This window comes from Pseudomonas sp. R4-15 (assembly GCF_055768815.1).
Genome location: NZ_CM147293.1, coordinates 1,531,635 through 1,551,389, shown reverse-complemented (window position 1 = coordinate 1,551,389; position 19,755 = coordinate 1,531,635). Strand labels below are relative to the sequence as shown.

The window sequence follows — 19,755 nt, the reverse complement described above, 5'->3', positions numbered from 1 at the left end:
CAGGACGACACCAGGTCGTCGCGTACGCGGCCAGCCCCGGGCCCTTGCTGTATACTGCGCGCCGACTTTTTCCCGCTTCTCCAATCAGGTTCGCCGCATGACCACCCAGGCCGCCGAAGTCGCCAAACGCCGTACCTTCGCCATCATCTCCCACCCCGACGCCGGCAAGACCACCATCACCGAGAAATTGCTGCTGATGGGCAAGGCGATCGAGGTCGCCGGTACGGTGAAGTCGCGCAAATCCGATCGCCATGCCACCTCCGACTGGATGGAGATGGAGAAGCAGCGCGGTATCTCCATCACCACCTCGGTGATGCAGTTCCCCTACCGCGAGCACATGATCAACCTGCTCGACACCCCCGGCCACGAGGACTTCTCGGAAGACACCTATCGCACCCTGACGGCGGTGGACTCGGCGCTGATGGTGCTCGACGGCGGTAAGGGCGTGGAGCCACGCACCATCGCCCTGATGGACGTCTGCCGGCTGCGCGACACACCCATCGTCAGCTTCGTCAACAAGCTCGACCGCGACATCCGCGACCCCATCGAGCTGCTCGACGAGATCGAGGCGGTACTGAAGATCAAGGCCGCGCCGATCACCTGGCCGATCGGTTCCTACCGCGACTTCAAGGGCGTCTACCACCTCACCGAAGACAAGATCCTGGTCTACGTGCCCGGCCACGGCCACGAGCGCACCGAGACCCGCGTCATCGAACGGTTGGACTCGGATGAAGCCCGCGCCCACCTGGGCGACCTCTACGACGACTTCGTCGAGCAGCTCGAACTGGTCCAGGGCGCCTGCCACGAATTCGACGCGCAGGCCTTCCTCGACGGCCAGATGACCCCGGTCTTCTTCGGTACCGCACTGGGCAACTTCGGCGTCGAGCACGTGCTCGATGCCATCGTCGACTGGGCCCCGCGGCCGCTGCCGCGCGCCGCCCACGAGCGCCTGGTGGAACCGACCGAGGAGAAATTCAGCGGCTTCGTGTTCAAGATCCAGGCGAACATGGACCCCAAGCACCGCGACCGCATCGCCTTCATGCGCATCTGCTCCGGGCGCTATGAAAAAGGCATGAAGCTGCGCCATGTGCGCACCAAGAAGGACCTGAAGATCGCCGATGCGCTGACCTTCTTCTCCAGCGAGCGCGAGATGCTCGAGGAGGCCTGGGCCGGCGACATCATCGGCCTGCACAACCACGGCACCATCCAGATCGGCGACACCTTCAGCGAAGGCGAAGTGCTCGGCTTCACCGGCATTCCGCACTTTGCCCCGGAGCTGTTCCGCCGCGTGCGCCTGAAAGACCCGCTGAAGTCCAAGCAGCTGCGCCAGGGCCTGCAGGAACTGGCCGAGGAAGGCGCCACCCAGGTGTTCTTCCCCGAGCGCAACAACGACATCATCCTCGGTGCCGTGGGTGTGCTGCAGTTCGACGTGGTCGCCAGCCGCCTGAAAGAGGAATACAAGGTCGAGTGCGCCTACGAGGCGGTCAACGTCTGGTCGGCGCGCTGGATCGAGTGCAGCGACGAGAAGAAGCTCAAGGAATTCAGCGACAAGGCCTACGAGCACCTGGCCATCGATGGCGGCGGCCACCTCACCTACCTGGCGCCGACCCGGGTCAACCTGGGACTGATGGAAGAACGCTGGCCCGACGTGAAATTCCGCGCGACACGCGAACACCACTGAGGCCCGTCCCTCCTCTCCCAGCCCCTCCCCGCGAGGGGCGAGGGGGAAGAGCAGCGCGGTGAAGATGCTGCGCTGGCGCTCGGTCAACCCGGCCAGACTTGCATCCAGTCGCTGCAAGAGTCTCCGGGCATGCAACCCCTCTTCCACCGAAGCCTCGCTGGAGGGCACCGACAGCAGCTCGTCTTCCGGAACGTCCTGCAGTACAGAGCGAGACTGCATGCGCACACGGCGCAGGTAGTCCAGCGCCAGGTTGCGCCCGGCCTGGAAGAGAAACGGCTCGAGATGCTCTACACACCGTTCGGCCAGGACGTTCGAGGCCTTCAGTTAGGTCTCTTGCACCAGCTCCTCGACGACGCTGGGGTTATGCACCATGCGTAACAGCGTACGCAGCAATGGCTGGCGCTGGCGATGAAGACACTGTCGAAATCGGGAGAGGACACGGCGGGACTTGGCTGGGAATTCAGAAAATGACAATCACTCTTGGTAGCGGGAAATGCAAGCACCCTGCCGTACGCCGTCACTCGGCGATCCCGGCGCCTGCTCGAAGCCTCACGGAATCAGCCATGAGCAACGCGCAGGAAAAAGCCAGCAACGCCGAAGGGGCACCTCGATAGAAAACGCCATCGACCATGGAGAACACCAACAAGGCCAGGCAGATGGCAAATCCCAAGGCGAGATGCTGGCGCACCTCCACATGTGGACGCGCAAAGAAGGCTCGCGCGCTCCTCTGCAAGACGAATCCAATCGTGGAAAACACCCCTATTGCCCCGACAATCCCCCACTCCAGCAACATCTGTATCAGGCTGTTATGGGCCTGAACGAAGAGCGGAGAGGGCCAGAGAGCACGGAATGCTTCGCCGCCCCAACCAAACCAGGGCCGCTGTGCAATGTAGTCGATCAGATAGAGCCACATACTCAGCCGTCGCGAGCTGAGCTGCTCCATATCCATCGCCGCGCCGCTACGCAGCCAAGCGCCCCACCAGCCAATCCCACTCTGGTCGGTATTGAACGCAGCGGACAGCGCCAGCGCCACCAGCGTCGCGACGGCCAGCCCCACCCAGCACAAGGCATAACGACGCCCGTGGAATGCAAGGCTCAACAGCAGGATGCCGAGCAACATAGCGAGTATCGCACCCCGACCGCCACTCCATAGCACCAGCGAGGAGGAGAGCAGGTAGGCGAGCATCGCCAGCCCTCGCCAGACGCCCTCCCTCATCATCCATAGCCAGGCAGCCACGATGGGTATGATCGCGAAGGACAAACCAAGGGATCGAATATGGGTGAAGAGTGGCGGTGCGTAGAACCAGTCGTACTGACGCGGCGCTTCGAGGGAAAACCATATGGACAGCCAAACGCCGACATAGAGCGTCACCGAAAGCAACAGACCGCCGATGATCCCGTTCAACGCCGCTCGGTTCTCCCGCAGTACCGCGTAGCAAACCACGCCGAACACGCAGTGCAACACCACCTCAACGGCACGACGCCCGTCGGCAATTCCCACGCCATCCAGGCGGGCCAACGAGTTGGAGCAAAGCAGTGCCACCCCAAGCGCCCCTAGCCATAGCAGCACCTTGTACGAGAAAGCTCTCCGCGCGGGGCCGAGCAGCAGTATCAGGACCACCAGCACTTGCAAGAGCGCAATCAACCAGTTGTTCTGCGGGGTACTGGAAATATTGACGAACGCAAGGCTCAGAAAGAACAGCCCAAGAACACATCCCTGTACTGCCACCTTGGCTCTCCTTAGGGCATACGAAACCGAACCCAGGGCACCAAGCCCGCGGCGAACACGTCTCTTTTTTCACGCTGATTGAGAATGACCGGGGAATGGTCGCCGACCAGGATAACTTCCACGCCACGCATGTCCTCTCGTGCGAGTAGACGTGCAAGGCCGGAAAGGAACTGGGCTTGCAGCTGCAGATTTCGACAGGATTCGGCCTCGCCGGCAAGAGCCCTATGAGCCGCACAGTCGAAATCGACTTCACGCAAATCCCTTGAGTCGTAGGGCGGATGGCTGTTCAGCGTCATCCAGTAGAGGAAGCGCTTGCCTGGCTGCGCGAAGAACGTCTCGACCTCATCCAGCAGATCCAGATCACAGCCACCTGGGAAGGAATAACACCGTCTTGGCCAGGTGCGGCTTTCGAAAAAGGTGTCCTCCTGGAAACCCACGCGTGGATACCAAAAGCGCCGGTCGTACATGGTCCCGCTCGCCGCATGCATCGAGCGCGTCCGATAGCCCTGCGCCGCCAACAGACGGGGCAGGCAATGCTCGAAGCCTGTGGACACATCCTTCAATGCGTAATGCGACGGGGCCAGTCCGCACAACTCGCGCATTTCCCCACCCAGGGTGATACCCACGAAGGGAAGCGTTCCCTGCTGCATCTGCGGAGCGAGTTGCCGCAACGGGGACAGTAAGGCCTGTTGGATGCGCGGATCATTGGTCACCCCCCAAGACTCCATGACCACGAGCAGGAGTTTTGCCGGCAGCGCATCCGGCGCCTTCAACCAAGGCTGCGAAGCCCCCGGGACAGGCCCCTTGAACGGCGCGCCGGCGTCCTGCTCGAACAGTTCAAGGAAACTGTCTGCACGTGAGTCGAACCAGTTCACGGCCTGACTGGAAACCAGTGTCTGCTGGGGCCGATAGAAACGCTGCCCCGTGTCCGACTGAAGACTTTCGATGGCGTAGACGCACAGGGCCAGGTTGAGGAGCACCAGCGCACTCATGCGTCCGCAACACCGAGCGACAACGAACATTCCCGCCAGCAACCCACCGCACAGCGATATCGCGGTGAACAACCAGACTTGATGCGTGAGCGAGGCGGAAGACACGAAGCCTACGACATAGGCCAGATCCTCCAGTCGCATCAGCGGGAAGACCTGCCCGACCAGCATGAGCACGTCGGACGCCAAGAACACCAGCAACAACAACGTCCCTACCCGACGCCAACCGAAGCTAATTAGCACCAGAGCCAACAGGTAATCTACGTTGACGAGCGGACGCGCCAGAGCTAGCCATGAGGCCAGGCCAAATAACGGCCCGTTGGACAGACACAGAAATGAAATTGCGCCAGCCAGGGGAGGGAAAAGGCGTCGATCAGACATCCTTGGGCTGGGAACGCTTCAAAATAATAGGAAATGGCGCATCGGCCCACCGAGAAACGGACCGAGTGATGATGGAAAAACCGCTAGATTCATACCATACCCGCACCGAGGCGCAGGCATGGTATGCAATTCCACGCCGGGGCGTGGGGCGTACAGTCAATTAGCTACCGCTACCACAGCCAGTGGGAATGTACTGGGCATCCAAATCAGTCGTGCACGACCAGTTGCCGCTGGTAGAGTCACGCACCATATTCACAGCAGAACCGTTTACAGCAGGACCAACACTTCCGTCCAGCGTGAAAGTGATCTGCATGTTTTCCTGCCCGGAGTTAGTCAAGCTAACGGTGCCCAGAGCGCTAGAGTCCGCCTCAAGCCCAAGATAGGTTTCCGGCGTACTGGGAGTTAGCGTTGGCGTTACCCCTCGCTGAATCATATCTTCCGCCGCCGTAACCAGAGGACGGATAGTGGCCAAAGCAGCGCTGGCCTGCGAACGCGCAACGTAGTTCTGGTACTGAGGAATAGCGATTGCAGCCAGGATGCCGATGATCGCCACGACGATCATCAGTTCGATCAAGGTAAAGCCTTTCTGAGCCTTCATTGAAACTCTCCGGTGGGTAGATAACCGCTGGATGCCAAGCACATTCCATACCAGCGCTAACAATGCTGGCTTCCGCCTGTTTGAGTGCATCCCAACATGAATCACAGGGGTCACAAGCTGACAATTTCTGTCACCTGCGACTTCAGCGATTTGGCAGCCTCGCGCATCCGCGCTATAAGGGCACGCAGGTATTTCGAGGCATCTCATGACCGATTCCGTGACCCTTTCCGGCCTCGCCCGCCAATTGGTGCAAGCCGGCCTGCTGGATGAAAAAGCTGCCCAGCGCGCCATGCAGGACGCGCAACGCAACAAGTCCCCCCTGGTCAGTCACGTAGTGCAATCGCGCCTGGTGTCGGCCCGTGCCGTCGCGGAGCTGGCCGCCGAGCAGTTCGGCATTGCGCTGTTCGACCTGAAGACCCTCGACCCGGAGGGTCAACCCAAGGACCTGATCAGCGAGAAGCTGGCCCGACAGCACCGCGCGATTCCCCTGTGGCGTCGCGGCACCAAGCTGTTCATCGGCATCTCCGATCCCACCAACCATCAGGCGGCTCGCGATATTCGCTTCAGCACCGGAATGAACACCGAAGCGATCCTGGTCGAGGACGACAAGCTCGGCGAGGCCCTCGACAAGCTCTATGAAGCCTCCGGCACGGGCCTGGACGGCCTGAACGACGTCGATCTGGAAGGTCTCGACGTCGACAATAATGGCCAGGAAGAACGCACCCTCGGCGATGCCGCCGATGCCGATGACGCCCCGGTGGTCCGCTTCGTCAACAAGATGCTCCTCGACGCCATCCGCGGCGGATCCTCGGACTTGCACTTCGAGCCCTACGAGAAGACCTTCCGCGTGCGCTTCCGCACCGACGGCCTGCTGCACGAGGCCGCGCGCCCGCCGATTCAGCTGGCCAGCCGCATCACCGCGCGCCTCAAGGTCATGGCCGGACTGGACATCTCCGAACGCCGCAAGCCGCAGGACGGCCGCGTGAAGATGCGCATTTCCAAGACCAAGGCCATCGATTTCCGCGTCAACACCCTGCCTACCCTGTGGGGCGAAAAGGTGGTGATGCGTATCCTCGACCCGACCAGCGCGCAGATGGGCATCGATGCCCTGGGCTACGAGGAAGAGCAGAAGCAACTCTACCTGAACGCCCTCAAGCAGCCCCAGGGCATGATCCTCGTGACAGGGCCGACGGGGTCGGGCAAGACGGTTTCGCTGTACACCGGCCTGAACATCCTCAATACCGTCGACATCAACATCTCCACGGCGGAAGACCCAGTGGAGATCAACCTCGAGGGCGTCAACCAGGTCAACGTGAACCCGCGCCAGGGCATGGACTTCGCCCAGGCGCTACGCGCCTTCCTGCGCCAGGACCCGGACGTGATCATGGTCGGCGAGATCCGCGACCTGGAGACCGCGGAAATCGCCGTCAAGGCCGCGCAGACCGGGCACATGGTGCTTTCCACGCTGCACACCAACTCGGCGGCGGAAACCCTGACCCGCCTGCGCAACATGGGCGTGGCGGCCTTCAACATCGCCACCTCGGTCAACCTGATCATCGCCCAGCGTCTGGCGCGCAAGCTCTGCACCCATTGCCGCAAGCCGGTCGAGCTGCCGCGCGAGACCCTGCTGCACGAGGGCTTCCCCGAGGAGCGCATCGGTAGTTTCCAGATCTACGCACCCGTGGGCTGCGACCTGTGCAACGGCGGCTACAAGGGTCGTGTCGGTATCTACGAAGTGGTCAAGAGTACGCCGGCGCTGCAACGCATTATCATGGAGGAAGGCAACTCCATCGACATCGCCGCGCAGATGCGCGCCGATGGCTTCGCCGACCTGCGCACCTCGGGCCTGCGCAAGGCCATGCTGGGCATCACCAGCCTCGAGGAAGTCAACCGCGTGACCAAGGACTAGCCATGGCCCAGCAGAAAGTCCCGAAGAACGTCCTGTTCGTCTGGGAAGGCACCGACCGCAAGGGCACCAAGACCAAGGGCGAGATGAATTCGCCCAGCCCGGCGCTGGTCAAGGCACAGCTGCGCAAGCAAGGGATCAACCCGACCAAGGTGCGCAAGAAGGGTTTCACCTTCGGCACGGGCAAGAAGATCAAGCCGCTGGACATCGCCCTGTTCACCCGGCAGATGGCCACGATGATGAAGGCGGGGGTTCCGTTGCTGTCCGCCTTCGACATCATCGCCGAGGGTTTCGAGAACCCGAACATGCGCAAGCTGATCGAGGACGTGAAGCAGGAAGTGGCCGCCGGTAACAGCCTGGCCAATTCCCTACGCAAATTCCCGCGCCACTTCGACGAACTGTATTGCAACCTGGTGGACTCCGGCGAGCAATCCGGCGCACTGGAAACCCTGCTCGACCGTATCGCGACCTACAAGGAAAAGACCGAGTCGCTGAAGAAGAAAATCCGCAAGGCGATGACCTATCCGATCATGGTCATCGCGGTCGCGGTCATCGTCACCGGGATTCTGCTGGTCAAGGTCGTTCCACAATTCCAGGAAGTATTTTCAGGCTTCGGCGCCGAACTGCCTGCTTTCACGCTGATGGTCATTGGCATGTCCAATGCCATGCAGGACTGGTGGTTCATCGTCTTGCTGTTCTTCTTCGTGGCGGGCTATGCGTTGCGCGAAGCGCATCATCGCTCGAAGAAGTTTCGCGACGGCGTGGACCGCGGGATCCTCAAGCTACCGGTCGTCGGCGACATCATCTACAAGGCGGCAGTCGCCCGCTATGCCAGGACACTGTCGACGACCTTTGCCGCGGGCGTGCCCCTGGTCGAAGCCTTGGACTCGGTTGCCGGCGCCAGCGGTAATGCCGTATTCAGGAGCGCGGTGGAGCGCATCAAGACGGACGTCTCAACCGGCATGCAGCTGAACTTTTCCATGCGCACCACCAACCTGTTTCCCGCCATGGCCGTGCAGATGACAGCCATCGGCGAAGAATCCGGCGCATTGGACTCGATGCTCGACAAGGTGGCGAACTATTACGAGGAGGAGGTCGACAACAAGGTCGACAACCTTACCGCACTGATGGAACCCATGATCATGGTGGTGCTTGGCGTGCTGGTCGGTGGCTTGATCATCGCCATGTACCTGCCGATTTTCCAGCTCGGCAATGTGGTCTGACAATGCCCATAATCGAATTTCTGGCCAGCAACAGACTGGCCCTGACGCTCTGTGCCTTCATCATCGGCCTGCTGATCGGCAGCTTTCTCAATGTCGTCATACACCGCTTGCCGCGCATGCTCCAGCGCGACTGGCGCCAGGAAGCGCGGGAGTTGCTGGAGCTGCCACCTGAGCCCTCCGCAGCGTCCTACAATCTGATCCTGCCGAACTCCCACTGCCCCTCCTGTGGCCACGAAATCCGCCCCTGGGAAAACGTACCGGTCCTCAGCTACCTGCTGCTGCGTGGGCGCTGCTCCGCGTGTCGGCATCCGATCGGTTTGCGCTATCCGCTGGTGGAGCTTGCCTCCGGCATCGCCAGTGCCTTCATCGTCTGGCATCTCGGTCTCGGCTGGCCGGCAGCCGCGCTGTTGCTGCTGACCTGGGGACTGCTGTCGATGAGCCTGATCGATGCGCAGCACCAGATACTGCCCGACGTCCTCGTATTGCCGCTGTTGTGGCTGGGCTTGCTGCTCAACCTCGAAGGCGTCTTCGTCCCCATCGCCGATGCGCTGTGGGGCGCGGTCTTCGGCTATCTCAGCCTGTGGTCGGTGTACTGGGCGTTCAAGCTGCTGACGGGCAAGGAGGGCATGGGGCACGGCGACTTCAAGCTGCTCGCCCTGCTGGGCGCCTGGGGTGGTTGGCAGGTGCTGCCACTGACGATCCTGCTGTCCTCTCTGGTCGGCGCGCTGATCGGCGGCCTGATGCTGCGCCTGCGCCGTGCCGAAGGCGGTACGCCAATCCCCTTCGGGCCGTTCCTGGCCCTGGCGGGGTGGATCGCCTTGATCTGGGGCGAGCAGATTACCGATAGCTATCTGCACTTCGCGGGATTGCGCTGAGCGCGAGGCAATTTTCCGCCCTGGGCTCCCCCTCTCCCCAACCCCTCTCCCGCGAGGGGCGAGGGGCTCTCCGTGCGGGGCTTCAGATCCCGTGCCAGACGCTGGGACCACACCACGGGAAATGGCTGGAGAGAGGTAAGCCAGTGCGTTTATCCGTGGTTTGCGATCAGGCTCGCGAACCTAGTGATTACGCTCGGACGGCGGAGTGGAAAACGGTTCGTCATCCAGCGGATCACCCGGGATGCTGTGCTCTTCGGCGGCCCAGGCGCCAAGATCGATCAGCTTGCAGCGCTCGCTGCAAAAAGGCCTGGCCGGGCTTTGCGGCCCCCAGGCCACGGGCTTGCCACAGGTCGGGCAGGCTACGGTAATGCTCATGGCTGTCCTCCTTTGAGGCTCAGGTAGAAACGATGAAGCTCATCGACCTTCGCGTGCAACTGCCCCAAGTCGCCGTCGTTGAGCAGGACGTCATCGGCCTTGGCGAGACGCGCCTGCCGTGCTGCCTGCGCCTGCAGGATGGCGCGCACCTGGGCCTCGTCAACGCCGTCGCGGCTCATCGCGCGACTGATCTGCAGCGCCTCGGGCGCATCCACGACGAGTAGCCGCTGAACCATGCGGGCCTGCTTCGATTCGACCAGCAGCGGCGACATGAGGATCGCATAGGGCGATTCGGCGCGCTGAAGCGCCTGGGCGACCTCCTGATTGATCAGCGGATGCAACAGCGCCTCCAGCCAACGTCGCTGCTCGGCATCCTCGAAGATCCGCCGGCGCAGTGCCGCCCGATCCAGCGCGCCATCGGCTTGCAGCACGCCTGCGCCAAAGTGCTCGGCGATCCGCGTGAGCGCTTCACGCCCGGGCTCGACCACCCAGCGCGACGCCTGGTCGGCGTCGACCACGTGCACGCCGAGTTCGACAAAACGCGCCGCAGCCGCGCTCTTGCCGCTGCCGATGCCGCCGGTCAATCCGAGTATCCAGGGTTTCATGGCCTTCCCAATCGCTCGGCCGAAAAGGCCGGGGCGGCATGATAAGCCATCTGAAGCGCATGCCGAAGGCCGCCCGGCTCGTCAGCCAGGGTGAACCAGGCGAGCGGCGGTGCAGGATAAAGGCGTGAATTCAGGGGCGCATGAACGCGTAGTCGCGGTCATCGTCCAGGTTGTCGGCGAGAAATATCAGCTCTTGGGCCAGGTCCGCCTGACTGCGCGAGTCCTTGCTACGCTCGACCACCACGCCCAGCAGAGCTCGCAACATCAAGCCTTCCTCGTAGCCGTTCAAGCGTGCCTCGTCGAGTATGTCCTGCAACGCCTCGCGTGCCCATTCGTGTCTGCTCATGCCACTCCCCCGAGTCGATGATCCGAGGGCACATCTTCAGCAGCTCCCCTGGCGGCGATCTTGATGCGCATCAACGCCACGCCTCAAATCAGGGCGGATCGCCGCGACCGCCCCCTCCGTGCTTCTCGTCTTTCCAGGGCGCGGAGAGATAGCGACTGCGGTTGAAGGTTTCCAGCCAGTCCGGATAGAACACCACCAGGGCGCTGATTGCGGTGCCGTTGATGAACGCCTCGGGAAACATCACCAACCAGATATAGCCGGCGAATTCATCCAGCCATGGCGGCATCGGATAACGGCCGTCCACCAGCAGCACGCCCAGACCGGCAAGAATGCAGACCAGCGCGGACAGCGCCGCCGGAAAGAATCCCGAGCAAAAGATGTAGACGAAGAGATTGCGCGGCTGCTTACGCTCCACCAACACCGCGCAGCCTTCGGTGACCAGTATCGGCAGCAGGACCATCAACACCCCATTGAGTCCCATCGCCGCGAGTGACTGATGCCCCATCAGCACCAGAGCCAGCTGAGCCGCAGCCCCGCCGAGCACCGCCAGGGGCCAGTCGAGCAGCAGGGTCACGGCGGTCATGCCGATGAAGTGGAAGGACAACCCGGAGTCGAAGTCGCGGCGTACCAGCCACAGCAGGAACAGGGCGAGGACGGTGCCGAACAAAAGGTGCTGGCGCCGACTGTCGCTGAACAGCTCCAGCCAGGGCGCGCGCCACAGAGCCCAGAGCAGGGCCGCCGCATACAGCAACCAGCCCAGTCCCTGGGCCTGGGCAGAGAGCAGGTGGCTGGCGATCACGGCGCGCTGTCGTCGAGTGCCGCACGCAAGGCGGCGGCATCGTCGAACTGCCGCACGCGGGTAACCTTGCCGCTGTCCAGACCGAGCCAGAGCACCTTGCCCTCCTCCACCGGATAGCGCGGCACGACCCGCGCCTGACGATCGAGCAGGACCCGATAGGGGTAGTCACGCATCGCGGGTATCGCGAATAACGTGGCGATCGGTCCCGGCATGCGGCTGATGTCGGCCAGGAACGCCGCCCGATGCTGGCTGAGCGTCTGCGCCGGCGCGTCGCCGAACGCCTGTTTCACCAGTCCGGCGGCGTCCATGTCGGCGGCTACCAGCAACACCCGGGTGTCGTCGCCGAGGGTGTAGGGCTGATCGAACTGGTCCAGCAGCGTCCAGGGACGCAGCGTGTCGCCGGTTTCCAGCGCCTGGGCCATCCCCGGCAACAACGCGGCGAGACAAAGCATGCGAAATAACTTCATGGATGTAACTCATGGGTCGAATGAACATGGATATCGCGACGCTGCTCCCAGCCTGGCTGGGCGGCCCAGAACGCCTGCGCCTGGGAAGCGTCATCGAGAACGAAGACGTGACTCTTGCGGATACCCTCGGCGCGCAGTCGTGCAAGCGCCTCGTCGAGGAGCCGGGAGGCCAATCCGCGACGTCGATAGCGCGGGGCCACCACCAGATGCTGCAGATAACCCCGGCGCCCGTCGTGCCCGACCATCACGCCGGCCACGACCTCGGCGTCCGCCTCGATCAGCAGGCTCAAACCGGGGTTGCGCTGCAGGTAGCGAGTGAACGCAGCGATCTCGTCATCCGCGCGCAGGCGTAGCCCAGGGGTTCCCGCCCAGAGGGCATAGAGCGCCGAATGATCCTCGGGCTGGACGGCACGTAACTGCATGATGGGGCTCCACAAGAACTGTCCTTCAGCATAACCCGACCTGCCGCGCCCAGCTGCGACCACTTGCCGCGACTAGACTGGCGAGAAACGACCGTAGCCGAGGACGCTGCCCATGCCACGTCTTGACCCACGCGACCAAGCCCGTGTCGATGAGTACCTGAACGCACCGCAGCACCGGCGACCACGCCGGGCGTTCCGGCCCTGGCTGCTGCTCGGCGTGCTGCTGGCCTGCGTGCTGGCCTTGGGTTTGCTGAGCCGCTGGCTGGCGGGGTTGGCGCACTGAGGCCGCTACCCAACGAAAAGAGGCGCCGCGTGCTTGGCACGGGCGCCTCTCTCATGCCTCGGGCGGCAGGCCCTAACCTCAGTCGAACAGCCCGAAGGTCAGGCGGCTGAACCAGGAACGCTTGGCCGGCGCGCCCTCGGCCGCGTCCAGGTCGGCCTGCAGCTCCTCGGGGATGTCTTCCTGGGCGTTCTGGTACTGGCGAATCACATCACGACTGGCGCGGGTCTCGCCCGGCGGCAGCGGCTCTTCGGACTCGATCAGGCCAAGCGTTGCGCGCGCCAACCAGGAGCGCTGCTCGTCGTCCTTCTCGCGCTGCACGAAGACCCCGTCTTCCAGGCTCGGGTTGTCCGGGTAGTTCGCCTTCAGGGTTTCCAGGCTGCTCGCGGCCAGGTCGTCCAGACCCAGGTGCTGATAGGCCTCGACCATCACCGCCAGGCCGTCGCCCACCGAGGGCGTCTGCTGGAAGTTTTCCACCACGTAGCGGCCACGGTTGGCCGCGGCCACGTAGGCGTGACGGGTCAGGTAGTAATGGGCGACATGGATCTCGTAGGCCGCCAGCAGATTGCGCAGGTAGATCATGCGCTGCTTGGCGTCCGGCGAGTAGCGGCTGCCCGGGTAACGGGCGACCAACTGAGCGAAGTCGTTGTAGGAATCGCGCGCCGCGCCCGGGTCACGCTTGGTCATGTCCAGCGGCAGGAAGCGCGCCAACAGGCCACGATCCTGGTCGAACGACGACACGCCCTTCATGTAGTAGGCGTAGTCGACGTTGGGATGCTGCGGGTGCAGGCGGATGAAACGATCAGCCGCCGAACGTGAAGCCTCGGGCTCGACGTTCTTGTAGTAGGCGTAGATCAGGTCGAGCTGCGCTTTCTCGGCATAGCGACCGAACGGGTAGCGAGACTCCAGGGCACGCAGGCGAGCGATGGCGGTGGTGTAGCTGCCGTTATCGAGCGATTCCTGGGACTGCTGGTACAGCTCGCCCTCGCTGAGGTTTTCATCTACCTGTTCAGGCTTGGAGGAACAGGCCGCGGTCAGGACGAGCGAGGCGATCAGCAGCAGGTGTTTCACGTGCATGGTAGCGTGTGTCCCCGTGACGGCCCGGCTGTCTCGTGCCCGGCCGTCTGTTATAGTGGCCACCCCGGTCGCACCGGGGTCCATAAAGCGTCGTATTTAATCACAAGCGCCAGGGCGAAACCAAAGTCCTGAGCCTCGCCCCCGCCCAGATGCCGCAGACCGACAAGCAGATCATTCAGCTCCGAGCCGAAGTCCCCCAGGAAATGGGCGGTCAACGCCTCGACCAGATCGCCGCGCAACTCTTCGACGATCACTCCCGTTCGCGCCTGTCCGGCTGGATCAAGGACGGTTCGTTGACCGTCGACGGTGCCAGCCTGCGCCCGCGCGACATCGTGCATGGTGGCGCCGTACTGGAGCTGGCAGCCGAACAACAGATCCAGGGCGACTGGCAGCCCCAGGCGCTGGATCTGGACATCGTCTACGAGGACGATCACCTGCTGGTGCTGGACAAGCCCGCCGGGCTGGTCGTGCATCCAGCCGCCGGGCATGCCGACGGCACCCTGCTCAACGCGCTGCTGCATCACGTGCCGAATGCCGCGCACCTGCCACGCGCCGGCATCGTGCACCGCCTGGACAAGGACACCACCGGGCTGATGGTGGTCGCCAAGACGCTGGAGGCGCACACCGACCTGGTCGCGCAATTGCAGAAGCGCAGCGTCAGTCGCATCTACGAGGCCATCGTGGTCGGCGTGGTGACCTCCGGCGCCACGGTGAACGCCCCCATTGGTCGTAGTTCCAGCCAGCGCCAACGCATGGCGGTCACCGACGGCGGCAAGCCGGCGATCAGTCACTACCGGGTGCTGGAGCGCTTCCGCTCGCACACCCACGTACGCGTCAAGCTGGAGACCGGCCGCACTCACCAGATCCGCGTGCACATGTCCCATGTCGGTTTTCCGCTGGTCGGGGACCAGACCTACGGCGGTCGCTTCCGCATTCCGCCGGCCGCCAGCCCGACGCTGGTGGAAACCCTCAAGCATTTCCCCCGCCAGGCCCTGCACGCGCGCTTCCTGGAGCTGGATCATCCAGCCACTGGCAAGCGCATGAAATGGGATTCGCCGCTGCCGGACGATTTCACCTGGCTGCTCACCCTGCTGCGCCAGGACCACGAGTCCTTCGTCTGATGCAATGGCTGACGCCCGACTGGCCCGCGCCGAGGCGCGTCAAAGCCGCCGTCAGTACCTGCGACGGTGGCGTCAGCGTCGGGCCCTATGCCGGCCTCAATCTCGGAGATCACGTCGGCGACGCCCCCCTCGCCGTGGCCGAGAACCGTCGACGCCTGGTCGAACAGCTAGGCTGTCAGCCCGTCTGGCTGAACCAAGTGCACTCCATCGATGTGGTACGCGCCGCCGATGGTGACGTGGCCTGCGCGGATGCCAGCTGGAGCGACGAACCCGGCCGCGCCTGCACGGTAATGACCGCCGACTGCCTGCCGGTACTCTTCTGCGACCGTGCCGGCAGCCGTGTGGCCGCCGCCCACGCCGGCTGGCGCGGACTCGCCGGCGGCGTGTTGGAAGCCACCCTGGACACCCTTGCCTGCCCCGCCGCCGACGTACTGGCATGGCTGGGACCGGCCATCGGCCCGCAGTCCTTCGAAGTCGGCGCCGAGGTGCGCGAGGCCTTCGTCAGCGCACATCCGCAGGCCGCCAGCGCCTTCGTTGCCTCAAGCAACCCGGGCAAGCTGATGGCCGACCTCTACGCACTGGCGCGCATCCGCCTCGCCGCACGGGGCGTGAGCGCCGTCTACGGTGGCGGCCTGGATACCTTCAGCGACCTGCGCTTCTATTCCTACCGCCGCGCCAACCCCACCGGGCGCTTCGCCTCGCTGATCTGGCTCGACTGACGCGGATCAACACAAAGCCCGGCAAGCCGCCGGCACGCTTGAAACCCGCCACAACGCCCCTATCTACACTGTCATCCAGGCAGGCTCCCGTTGCTGATCCCGGGCGGATATCGATGCTCCGGCCTTTTCCTACGCCAGCCTGCTCTCTCTACAGGAAGGTGAACCCATGCGTATCGACCGTTTGACCAGCAAGCTGCAACTTGCCCTGTCCGACGCCCAGTCCCTGGCCGTTGGGCACGACCACCCGGCCATCGAGCCAATCCACCTGATGTCCGCGCTGCTCGACCAGCAGGGTGGCAGCATCAAGCCGCTGCTACGCCAGGTCGGCTTCGACATCAACGGCCTCAAGCAGGGGCTGGACAAGGCCCTCGATGCACAGCCGAAGATCCAGAACCCCACCGGCGACGTGAACCTCTCGCAGGACCTGGCGCGCCTGCTCAACCAGGCCGACCGCCTGGCCCAGCAGAAAGGCGACCAGTTCATCTCCAGCGAGCTGGTGCTGCTCGCCGCGATGGACGACAACACCACCCTCGGCAAGCTGCTGCTCGGCCAGGGCGTCTCGCGCAAGGCGCTGGAGAACGCCATCGACAACCTGCGCGGCGGCGAGGCGGTGAACGACGCCAACGCCGAGGAATCGCGCCAGGCGCTGGACAAGTACTGCGTCGACATGACCAAGCGCGCCGAGGACGGCAAGCTCGACCCGGTGATCGGCCGTGACGACGAGATCCGCCGGACCATCCAGGTGCTGCAGCGCCGGACCAAGAACAACCCGGTGCTGATCGGCGAACCCGGCGTCGGCAAGACCGCCATCGTCGAGGGCCTGGCCCAGCGCATCATCAACGGCGAAGTACCCGACGGTCTCAAGGACAAGCGCCTGCTGGCCCTGGACATGGGCGCGCTGATCGCCGGTGCGAAGTTCCGCGGTGAGTTCGAGGAGCGCCTCAAAGCCGTGCTCAACGAGCTGTCCAAGCAGGAAGGCCGGATCATCCTGTTCATCGACGAGCTGCACACCATGGTCGGGGCCGGCAAGGCCGAGGGCGCCATGGATGCCGGCAACATGCTCAAACCCGCGCTGGCGCGCGGCGAGCTGCACTGCGTGGGCGCCACCACCCTCGACGAATACCGCCAGTACATCGAGAAGGACGCCGCCCTGGAGCGCCGTTTCCAGAAGGTGCTGGTCGACGAGCCCAGCGAGGAAGACACCATCGCCATCCTGCGCGGGTTGAAGGAACGCTACGAGGTGCACCACAAGGTCACCATCACCGACAGCGCGATCATCGCCGCGGCCAAGCTCTCGCACCGCTACATCACCGACCGCCAGCTACCGGACAAGGCCATCGACCTGATCGACGAAGCCGCCAGCCGCATCCGCATGGAGATCGACTCCAAGCCCGAGGCGCTGGACCGCCTCGACCGCCGGCTGATCCAGCTCAAGGTCGAACGCCAGGCGCTGAAGAAAGAGGAAGACGACGCCGCGCGCAAACGCCTGGCCAAGCTCGAGGAAGACATCGACAAGCTGCAGCGCGAGTACGCCGACCTCGAGGAAATCTGGAAGTCCGAGAAGGCCGAGGTGCAGGGCTCCGCGCAGTTGCAACAGCGCCTGGAACAGGCGCGCACCGAACTCGAGGCGGCGCGTCGCAAGGGTGACCTCAATCGCATGGCCGAGCTGCAGTACGGGATCATCCCGGACCTGGAGCGCAGCCTGCAGATGGCCGACCAGCACAGCCCGGTGGAAAACCAGTTGCTGCGCAGCAAGGTGACCGAGGAGGAAATCGCCGAGGTCGTTTCCAAGTGGACCGGCATCCCGGTGTCGAAGATGCTCGAAGGCGAGCGCGACAAACTGCTGCGCATGGAAGACGAGCTGCACAAACGCGTCATCGGCCAGCACGACGCGGTGGTCGCCGTGGCCAATGCCGTGCGCCGCTCCCGCGCGGGCCTCGCCGACCCGAACCGCCCCAGCGGCTCGTTCCTCTTCCTCGGCCCGACCGGCGTCGGCAAGACCGAACTGTGCAAGGCACTGGCGGAATTCCTCTTCGATACCGAGGAGGCGATGATCCGCATCGACATGTCCGAGTTCATGGAGAAACACGCCGTGGCGCGGCTGATCGGTGCGCCTCCGGGCTACGTCGGCTACGAGGAAGGCGGTTACCTGACCGAGGCCGTGCGGCGCAAACCCTACGCGGTGGTGCTGCTCGATGAGGTCGAAAAAGCCCACCCGGACGTCTTCAACATCCTCCTGCAGGTGCTCGAGGACGGCCGCCTGACCGACAGCCATGGGCGCACCGTGGACTTCCGCAACGCGGTGGTGGTGATGACCTCCAACCTGGGCTCCTCGCAGATCCAGGAGCTGGCCGGCGATGCCGAGGCCCAGCGCGCGGCGGTGATGGACGCGGTGTCCACGCACTTCCGTCCGGAGTTCGTCAACCGTATCGACGAGGTGGTGGTGTTCGACCCGCTGGGCAAGGAGCAGATCGCCGGCATCGCACAGATCCAGCTGTCGCGCCTGCGTCAGCGTCTGGCCGAACGCGAGCTGTCACTGGAGCTGACCGACGAGGCCATCGACAAGCTGATCGCCGTCGGCTACGACCCCGTGTACGGTGCGCGCCCGCTGAAGCGCGCCATCCAACGCTGGATCGAGAACCCGCTGGCGCAGCGCATCCTCTCTGGCAGCTTCGCCCCGGGCGCGGTGATCCACGCCAAGGTCGCGGACGACGAGATCGTCTTCGACTAAGACGGGTCCATGCTCCCTCTCCCGCAAGGGGCGAGGGGAGCTGAGCGGCGCTGCGGTTGTCATTGAGGCCGCCGGCCTGCACGAACACTCCCTCTCCCCTCGCGGGAGAGGGGGAACCCTGTCCCCCACTAAACGCCAGCGCGAGCGCCCCGCAGCCCAGGGCGCAAACGCGCGAATACCAGCAGCAGCACGGCCGAGGCGAACAGCGCCGGCAGGCTGGCGCCGATCTCCGGCCAGTTGCGCGAGAGCAGCTGGAACAACGCCACCCCCAGACCCCACGCCAGCAACGCGTCCAGACGCAGGCCCTGCAAGGGGACCGACTGGCGCTTGCGTAGCAGGAAGTGGTCAGCCAGCACCACGCCGAACAGCGGTGCGAACAGCGAGCCGATCAGCAGCAGGAAATTCTGGTACTCCGCCAACGGCGCGAGCAAGGCGATGGCGGTGCACAGCACGCCCAGCGCCAGGGCCAGGCAACGCACCGAGAACGGTAGCAACAGCCCCAGCGAGACCGCCGCCGAGTGCACGTCGGCGAAGGCGTTTTCCGCCTCGTCGAGCAGGATCAGCAGCAGCGGAATCCCCAATCCGGCGCCGGCCAGGGCCAGCAACAGCGCATTGGCCTCGCCGCTCGGGGCGAACGCCAGGGTGTAGGCCACGCCCAGTCCCATCAACCACAGGTTACCGAGGAAGAAGCCGAGCACGGTGCCCAGGTAGACACTCCCGGCGCGGCGACCAAAGCGGCTGTAATCGGCGATCAGCGGCAGCCAGGACAGCGGCATCGCCAACGCGATATCGAAGCCCAGGGCGAACGGCAGCGAGCCATCCCCCGCTTGCGCCCAGAGCCCCGCCAGATCGGCTTTGTCGAACAGGTTCCAGGTCAGCCAGAGGCAGGCACCCAGCAGCAGCCAGAGCCCCCATTTGCGCAGTACCCGGCGCACGAAGGTGAGCGGCCCCGACACTGCCAGCAGCGTCACCAGGGCGCCGAACGCCAGGGTCCAGGGCAGCGGATCGCCCAGCAGGCTGTCCGCGCCGAAGGCCCCACGCCCCAGCAGGCTGGCGGCATCGCGCATCACGATGATCTCGAAGGCGCCCCAACCGACCAGTTGCAGCAGATTGAGCAGCGCCGGCAACGCGGCGCCATGCCGCCCCAGGCTCAGGCGCAGCGCGGCCATGCTCGCCAGGCCCGTGTCGCAGCCGATCACCGCGACCGCCCCGAGCAGCAGCACGCCGACCAGCGTACCGGCGACGATCGCCGCGAGCCCGCCGGCCAGGCCCAGTCCGGGCGCCAGCAAGGCGCCCAGTTGCAGCACCATCAGCCCGACGCCGAGGGAGAACCACAGGGCGAACAGATCGCGCGCGCCAAACACCCGCTGCTCGGCGGGAACCGCTAGGGTTGGCGCGAACGCGCCGGAAGAAACAGCCATGTCGATTACC

At 64.3% G+C, this 19,755-nt stretch carries 19 protein-coding genes; 8 read left to right on the top strand and 11 right to left on the bottom strand.

The window, feature by feature from the left end; translation table 11 throughout:
- The first annotated feature begins 97 nt into the window (after positions 1–97).
- Positions 98–1,681, top strand: a complete 1,584-nt coding sequence (locus ACYRGX_RS07265; RefSeq protein ID WP_473055939.1) for a peptide chain release factor 3 — start codon at positions 98–100, stop codon at positions 1,679–1,681.
- Positions 1,682–2,198: 517 nt separating this feature from the next.
- On the opposite strand, the gene ACYRGX_RS07260 is transcribed toward ACYRGX_RS07265, so the two are convergent.
- The 3 genes from ACYRGX_RS07260 to ACYRGX_RS07250 form a co-directional block, all read right to left on the bottom strand.
- Positions 2,199–3,410: an O-antigen ligase family protein gene (locus tag ACYRGX_RS07260; RefSeq protein ID WP_473055938.1), complete on the bottom strand. Its 1,212-nt coding sequence runs from the start codon at positions 3,408–3,410 to the stop codon at positions 2,199–2,201.
- An 11-nt stretch (positions 3,411–3,421) separates the two neighbouring features.
- The gene (locus ACYRGX_RS07255) at positions 3,422–4,594 is read right to left on the bottom strand and encodes a sulfatase-like hydrolase/transferase (RefSeq protein WP_473056646.1); all 1,173 of its coding nucleotides are present in this window, start codon (positions 4,592–4,594) and stop codon (positions 3,422–3,424) included.
- Between the two features lie 346 nt (positions 4,595–4,940).
- Complete coding sequence (locus tag ACYRGX_RS07250; RefSeq protein ID WP_473055937.1) at positions 4,941–5,378, bottom strand: pilin; 438 nt, start codon at positions 5,376–5,378, stop codon at positions 4,941–4,943.
- 205 nt (positions 5,379–5,583) lie between these two features.
- Here ACYRGX_RS07250 and pilB point away from each other — a divergent pair, with 205 nt between their 5' ends.
- Genes pilB through ACYRGX_RS07235 form a run of 3 tightly spaced genes read left to right on the top strand, consistent with a single transcriptional unit; the run spans position 5,584 to position 9,382 of the window.
- Positions 5,584–7,287 carry a type IV-A pilus assembly ATPase PilB gene (pilB, locus tag ACYRGX_RS07245; protein WP_473055936.1) on the top strand — a complete coding sequence of 568 codons (1,704 nt, stop codon included), beginning with the start codon at positions 5,584–5,586 and terminating at the stop codon, positions 7,285–7,287.
- A 2-nt stretch (positions 7,288–7,289) separates the two neighbouring features.
- Entirely contained in the window at positions 7,290–8,507 is a 1,218-nt protein-coding gene (locus ACYRGX_RS07240; RefSeq protein ID WP_473055935.1) for a type II secretion system F family protein, read from the top strand.
- 2 nt (positions 8,508–8,509) lie between these two features.
- Positions 8,510–9,382 (top strand): prepilin peptidase, encoded by an 873-nt coding sequence (locus tag ACYRGX_RS07235; protein ID WP_473055934.1) that lies wholly within the window; start codon positions 8,510–8,512, stop codon positions 9,380–9,382.
- A gap of 180 nt (positions 9,383–9,562) precedes the next feature.
- Here the strand turns inward: ACYRGX_RS07235 and yacG are convergent, their stop codons facing one another.
- The 6 genes from yacG to ACYRGX_RS07205 form a co-directional block, all read right to left on the bottom strand.
- Positions 9,563–9,757 carry a DNA gyrase inhibitor YacG gene (gene yacG / locus ACYRGX_RS07230; protein WP_473055933.1) on the bottom strand — a complete coding sequence of 65 codons (195 nt, stop codon included), beginning with the start codon at positions 9,755–9,757 and terminating at the stop codon, positions 9,563–9,565.
- Positions 9,754–10,362: a dephospho-CoA kinase gene (gene coaE, locus ACYRGX_RS07225; protein WP_473055932.1), complete on the bottom strand. Its 609-nt coding sequence runs from the start codon at positions 10,360–10,362 to the stop codon at positions 9,754–9,756. The genes yacG and coaE overlap by 4 nt, the downstream gene beginning before the upstream one ends.
- A 130-nt stretch (positions 10,363–10,492) precedes the next feature.
- Entirely contained in the window at positions 10,493–10,708 is a 216-nt protein-coding gene (locus tag ACYRGX_RS07220) for a hypothetical protein (protein WP_473055931.1), read from the bottom strand.
- A gap of 88 nt (positions 10,709–10,796) precedes the next feature.
- Positions 10,797–11,507, bottom strand: coding sequence for an energy-coupling factor ABC transporter permease (locus tag ACYRGX_RS07215; protein ID WP_473055930.1), 711 nt, complete (start codon positions 11,505–11,507; stop codon positions 10,797–10,799).
- Positions 11,504–11,974, bottom strand: a complete 471-nt coding sequence (locus tag ACYRGX_RS07210) for an FAD/FMN-containing dehydrogenase (RefSeq protein ID WP_473055929.1) — start codon at positions 11,972–11,974, stop codon at positions 11,504–11,506. Before ACYRGX_RS07210 ends, ACYRGX_RS07215 begins: the two co-directional genes overlap by 4 nt.
- Complete coding sequence (locus ACYRGX_RS07205) at positions 11,971–12,396, bottom strand: GNAT family N-acetyltransferase (protein ID WP_473055928.1); 426 nt, start codon at positions 12,394–12,396, stop codon at positions 11,971–11,973. The genes ACYRGX_RS07210 and ACYRGX_RS07205 overlap by 4 nt, the downstream gene beginning before the upstream one ends.
- A gap of 112 nt (positions 12,397–12,508) precedes the next feature.
- Between ACYRGX_RS07205 and ACYRGX_RS07200 the strand changes: the two genes are divergently transcribed.
- Positions 12,509–12,679, top strand: coding sequence for a DUF3094 family protein (locus ACYRGX_RS07200; RefSeq protein WP_473055927.1), 171 nt, complete (start codon positions 12,509–12,511; stop codon positions 12,677–12,679).
- 78 nt (positions 12,680–12,757) lie between these two features.
- On the opposite strand, the gene ACYRGX_RS07195 is transcribed toward ACYRGX_RS07200, so the two are convergent.
- Positions 12,758–13,753 (bottom strand): outer membrane protein assembly factor BamD, encoded by a 996-nt coding sequence (locus ACYRGX_RS07195; RefSeq protein WP_473055926.1) that lies wholly within the window; start codon positions 13,751–13,753, stop codon positions 12,758–12,760.
- A gap of 149 nt (positions 13,754–13,902) precedes the next feature.
- Here ACYRGX_RS07195 and rluD point away from each other — a divergent pair, with 149 nt between their 5' ends.
- The 3 genes from rluD (at position 13,903) to clpB (ending at position 18,324) form a co-directional block, all read left to right on the top strand.
- Positions 13,903–14,874 carry a 23S rRNA pseudouridine(1911/1915/1917) synthase RluD gene (gene rluD / locus ACYRGX_RS07190; RefSeq protein WP_473055925.1) on the top strand — a complete coding sequence of 324 codons (972 nt, stop codon included), beginning with the start codon at positions 13,903–13,905 and terminating at the stop codon, positions 14,872–14,874.
- On the top strand, positions 14,874–15,593 hold the full coding sequence (pgeF, locus tag ACYRGX_RS07185; RefSeq protein WP_473055924.1) for a peptidoglycan editing factor PgeF: 720 nt from the start codon (positions 14,874–14,876) through the stop codon (positions 15,591–15,593). Before rluD ends, pgeF begins: the two co-directional genes overlap by 1 nt.
- Positions 15,594–15,759: 166 nt before the next feature.
- On the top strand, positions 15,760–18,324 hold the full coding sequence (gene clpB, locus ACYRGX_RS07180) for an ATP-dependent chaperone ClpB (protein WP_473055923.1): 2,565 nt from the start codon (positions 15,760–15,762) through the stop codon (positions 18,322–18,324).
- Between the two features lie 128 nt (positions 18,325–18,452).
- Here clpB and cytX read toward each other — a convergent pair whose 3' ends face one another.
- Entirely contained in the window at positions 18,453–19,745 is a 1,293-nt protein-coding gene (gene cytX / locus ACYRGX_RS07175) for a putative hydroxymethylpyrimidine transporter CytX (RefSeq protein ID WP_473055922.1), read from the bottom strand.
- Between the last annotated feature and the right edge of the window lie 10 nt (positions 19,746–19,755).

What these genes read in the sequence shown, in the direction of transcription:
- coaE (WP_473055932.1), bottom strand. Translation starts at nt 10,362, where the DNA reads ATGAAACCCTGGATACTCGGATTGACCGGCGGCATCGGCAGCGGCAAG.
- ACYRGX_RS07235 (WP_473055934.1), top strand. Translation starts at nt 8,510, where the DNA reads ATGCCCATAATCGAATTTCTGGCCAGCAACAGACTGGCCCTGACGCTC.
- ACYRGX_RS07250 (WP_473055937.1), bottom strand. Translation starts at nt 5,378, where the DNA reads ATGAAGGCTCAGAAAGGCTTTACCTTGATCGAACTGATGATCGTCGTG.
- ACYRGX_RS07220 (WP_473055931.1), bottom strand. Translation starts at nt 10,708, where the DNA reads ATGAGCAGACACGAATGGGCACGCGAGGCGTTGCAGGACATACTCGAC.
- yacG (WP_473055933.1), bottom strand. Translation starts at nt 9,757, where the DNA reads ATGAGCATTACCGTAGCCTGCCCGACCTGTGGCAAGCCCGTGGCCTGG.
- ACYRGX_RS07240 (WP_473055935.1), top strand. Translation starts at nt 7,290, where the DNA reads ATGGCCCAGCAGAAAGTCCCGAAGAACGTCCTGTTCGTCTGGGAAGGC.
- ACYRGX_RS07265 (WP_473055939.1), top strand. Translation starts at nt 98, where the DNA reads ATGACCACCCAGGCCGCCGAAGTCGCCAAACGCCGTACCTTCGCCATC.
- pilB (WP_473055936.1), top strand. Translation starts at nt 5,584, where the DNA reads ATGACCGATTCCGTGACCCTTTCCGGCCTCGCCCGCCAATTGGTGCAA.
- ACYRGX_RS07205 (WP_473055928.1), bottom strand. Translation starts at nt 12,396, where the DNA reads ATGCAGTTACGTGCCGTCCAGCCCGAGGATCATTCGGCGCTCTATGCC.
- clpB (WP_473055923.1), top strand. Translation starts at nt 15,760, where the DNA reads ATGCGTATCGACCGTTTGACCAGCAAGCTGCAACTTGCCCTGTCCGAC.
- pgeF (WP_473055924.1), top strand. Translation starts at nt 14,874, where the DNA reads ATGCAATGGCTGACGCCCGACTGGCCCGCGCCGAGGCGCGTCAAAGCC.
- ACYRGX_RS07210 (WP_473055929.1), bottom strand. Translation starts at nt 11,974, where the DNA reads ATGAAGTTATTTCGCATGCTTTGTCTCGCCGCGTTGTTGCCGGGGATG.
- cytX (WP_473055922.1), bottom strand. Translation starts at nt 19,745, where the DNA reads ATGGCTGTTTCTTCCGGCGCGTTCGCGCCAACCCTAGCGGTTCCCGCC.
- ACYRGX_RS07200 (WP_473055927.1), top strand. Translation starts at nt 12,509, where the DNA reads ATGCCACGTCTTGACCCACGCGACCAAGCCCGTGTCGATGAGTACCTG.
- rluD (WP_473055925.1), top strand. Translation starts at nt 13,903, where the DNA reads ATGCCGCAGACCGACAAGCAGATCATTCAGCTCCGAGCCGAAGTCCCC.
- ACYRGX_RS07195 (WP_473055926.1), bottom strand. Translation starts at nt 13,753, where the DNA reads ATGCACGTGAAACACCTGCTGCTGATCGCCTCGCTCGTCCTGACCGCG.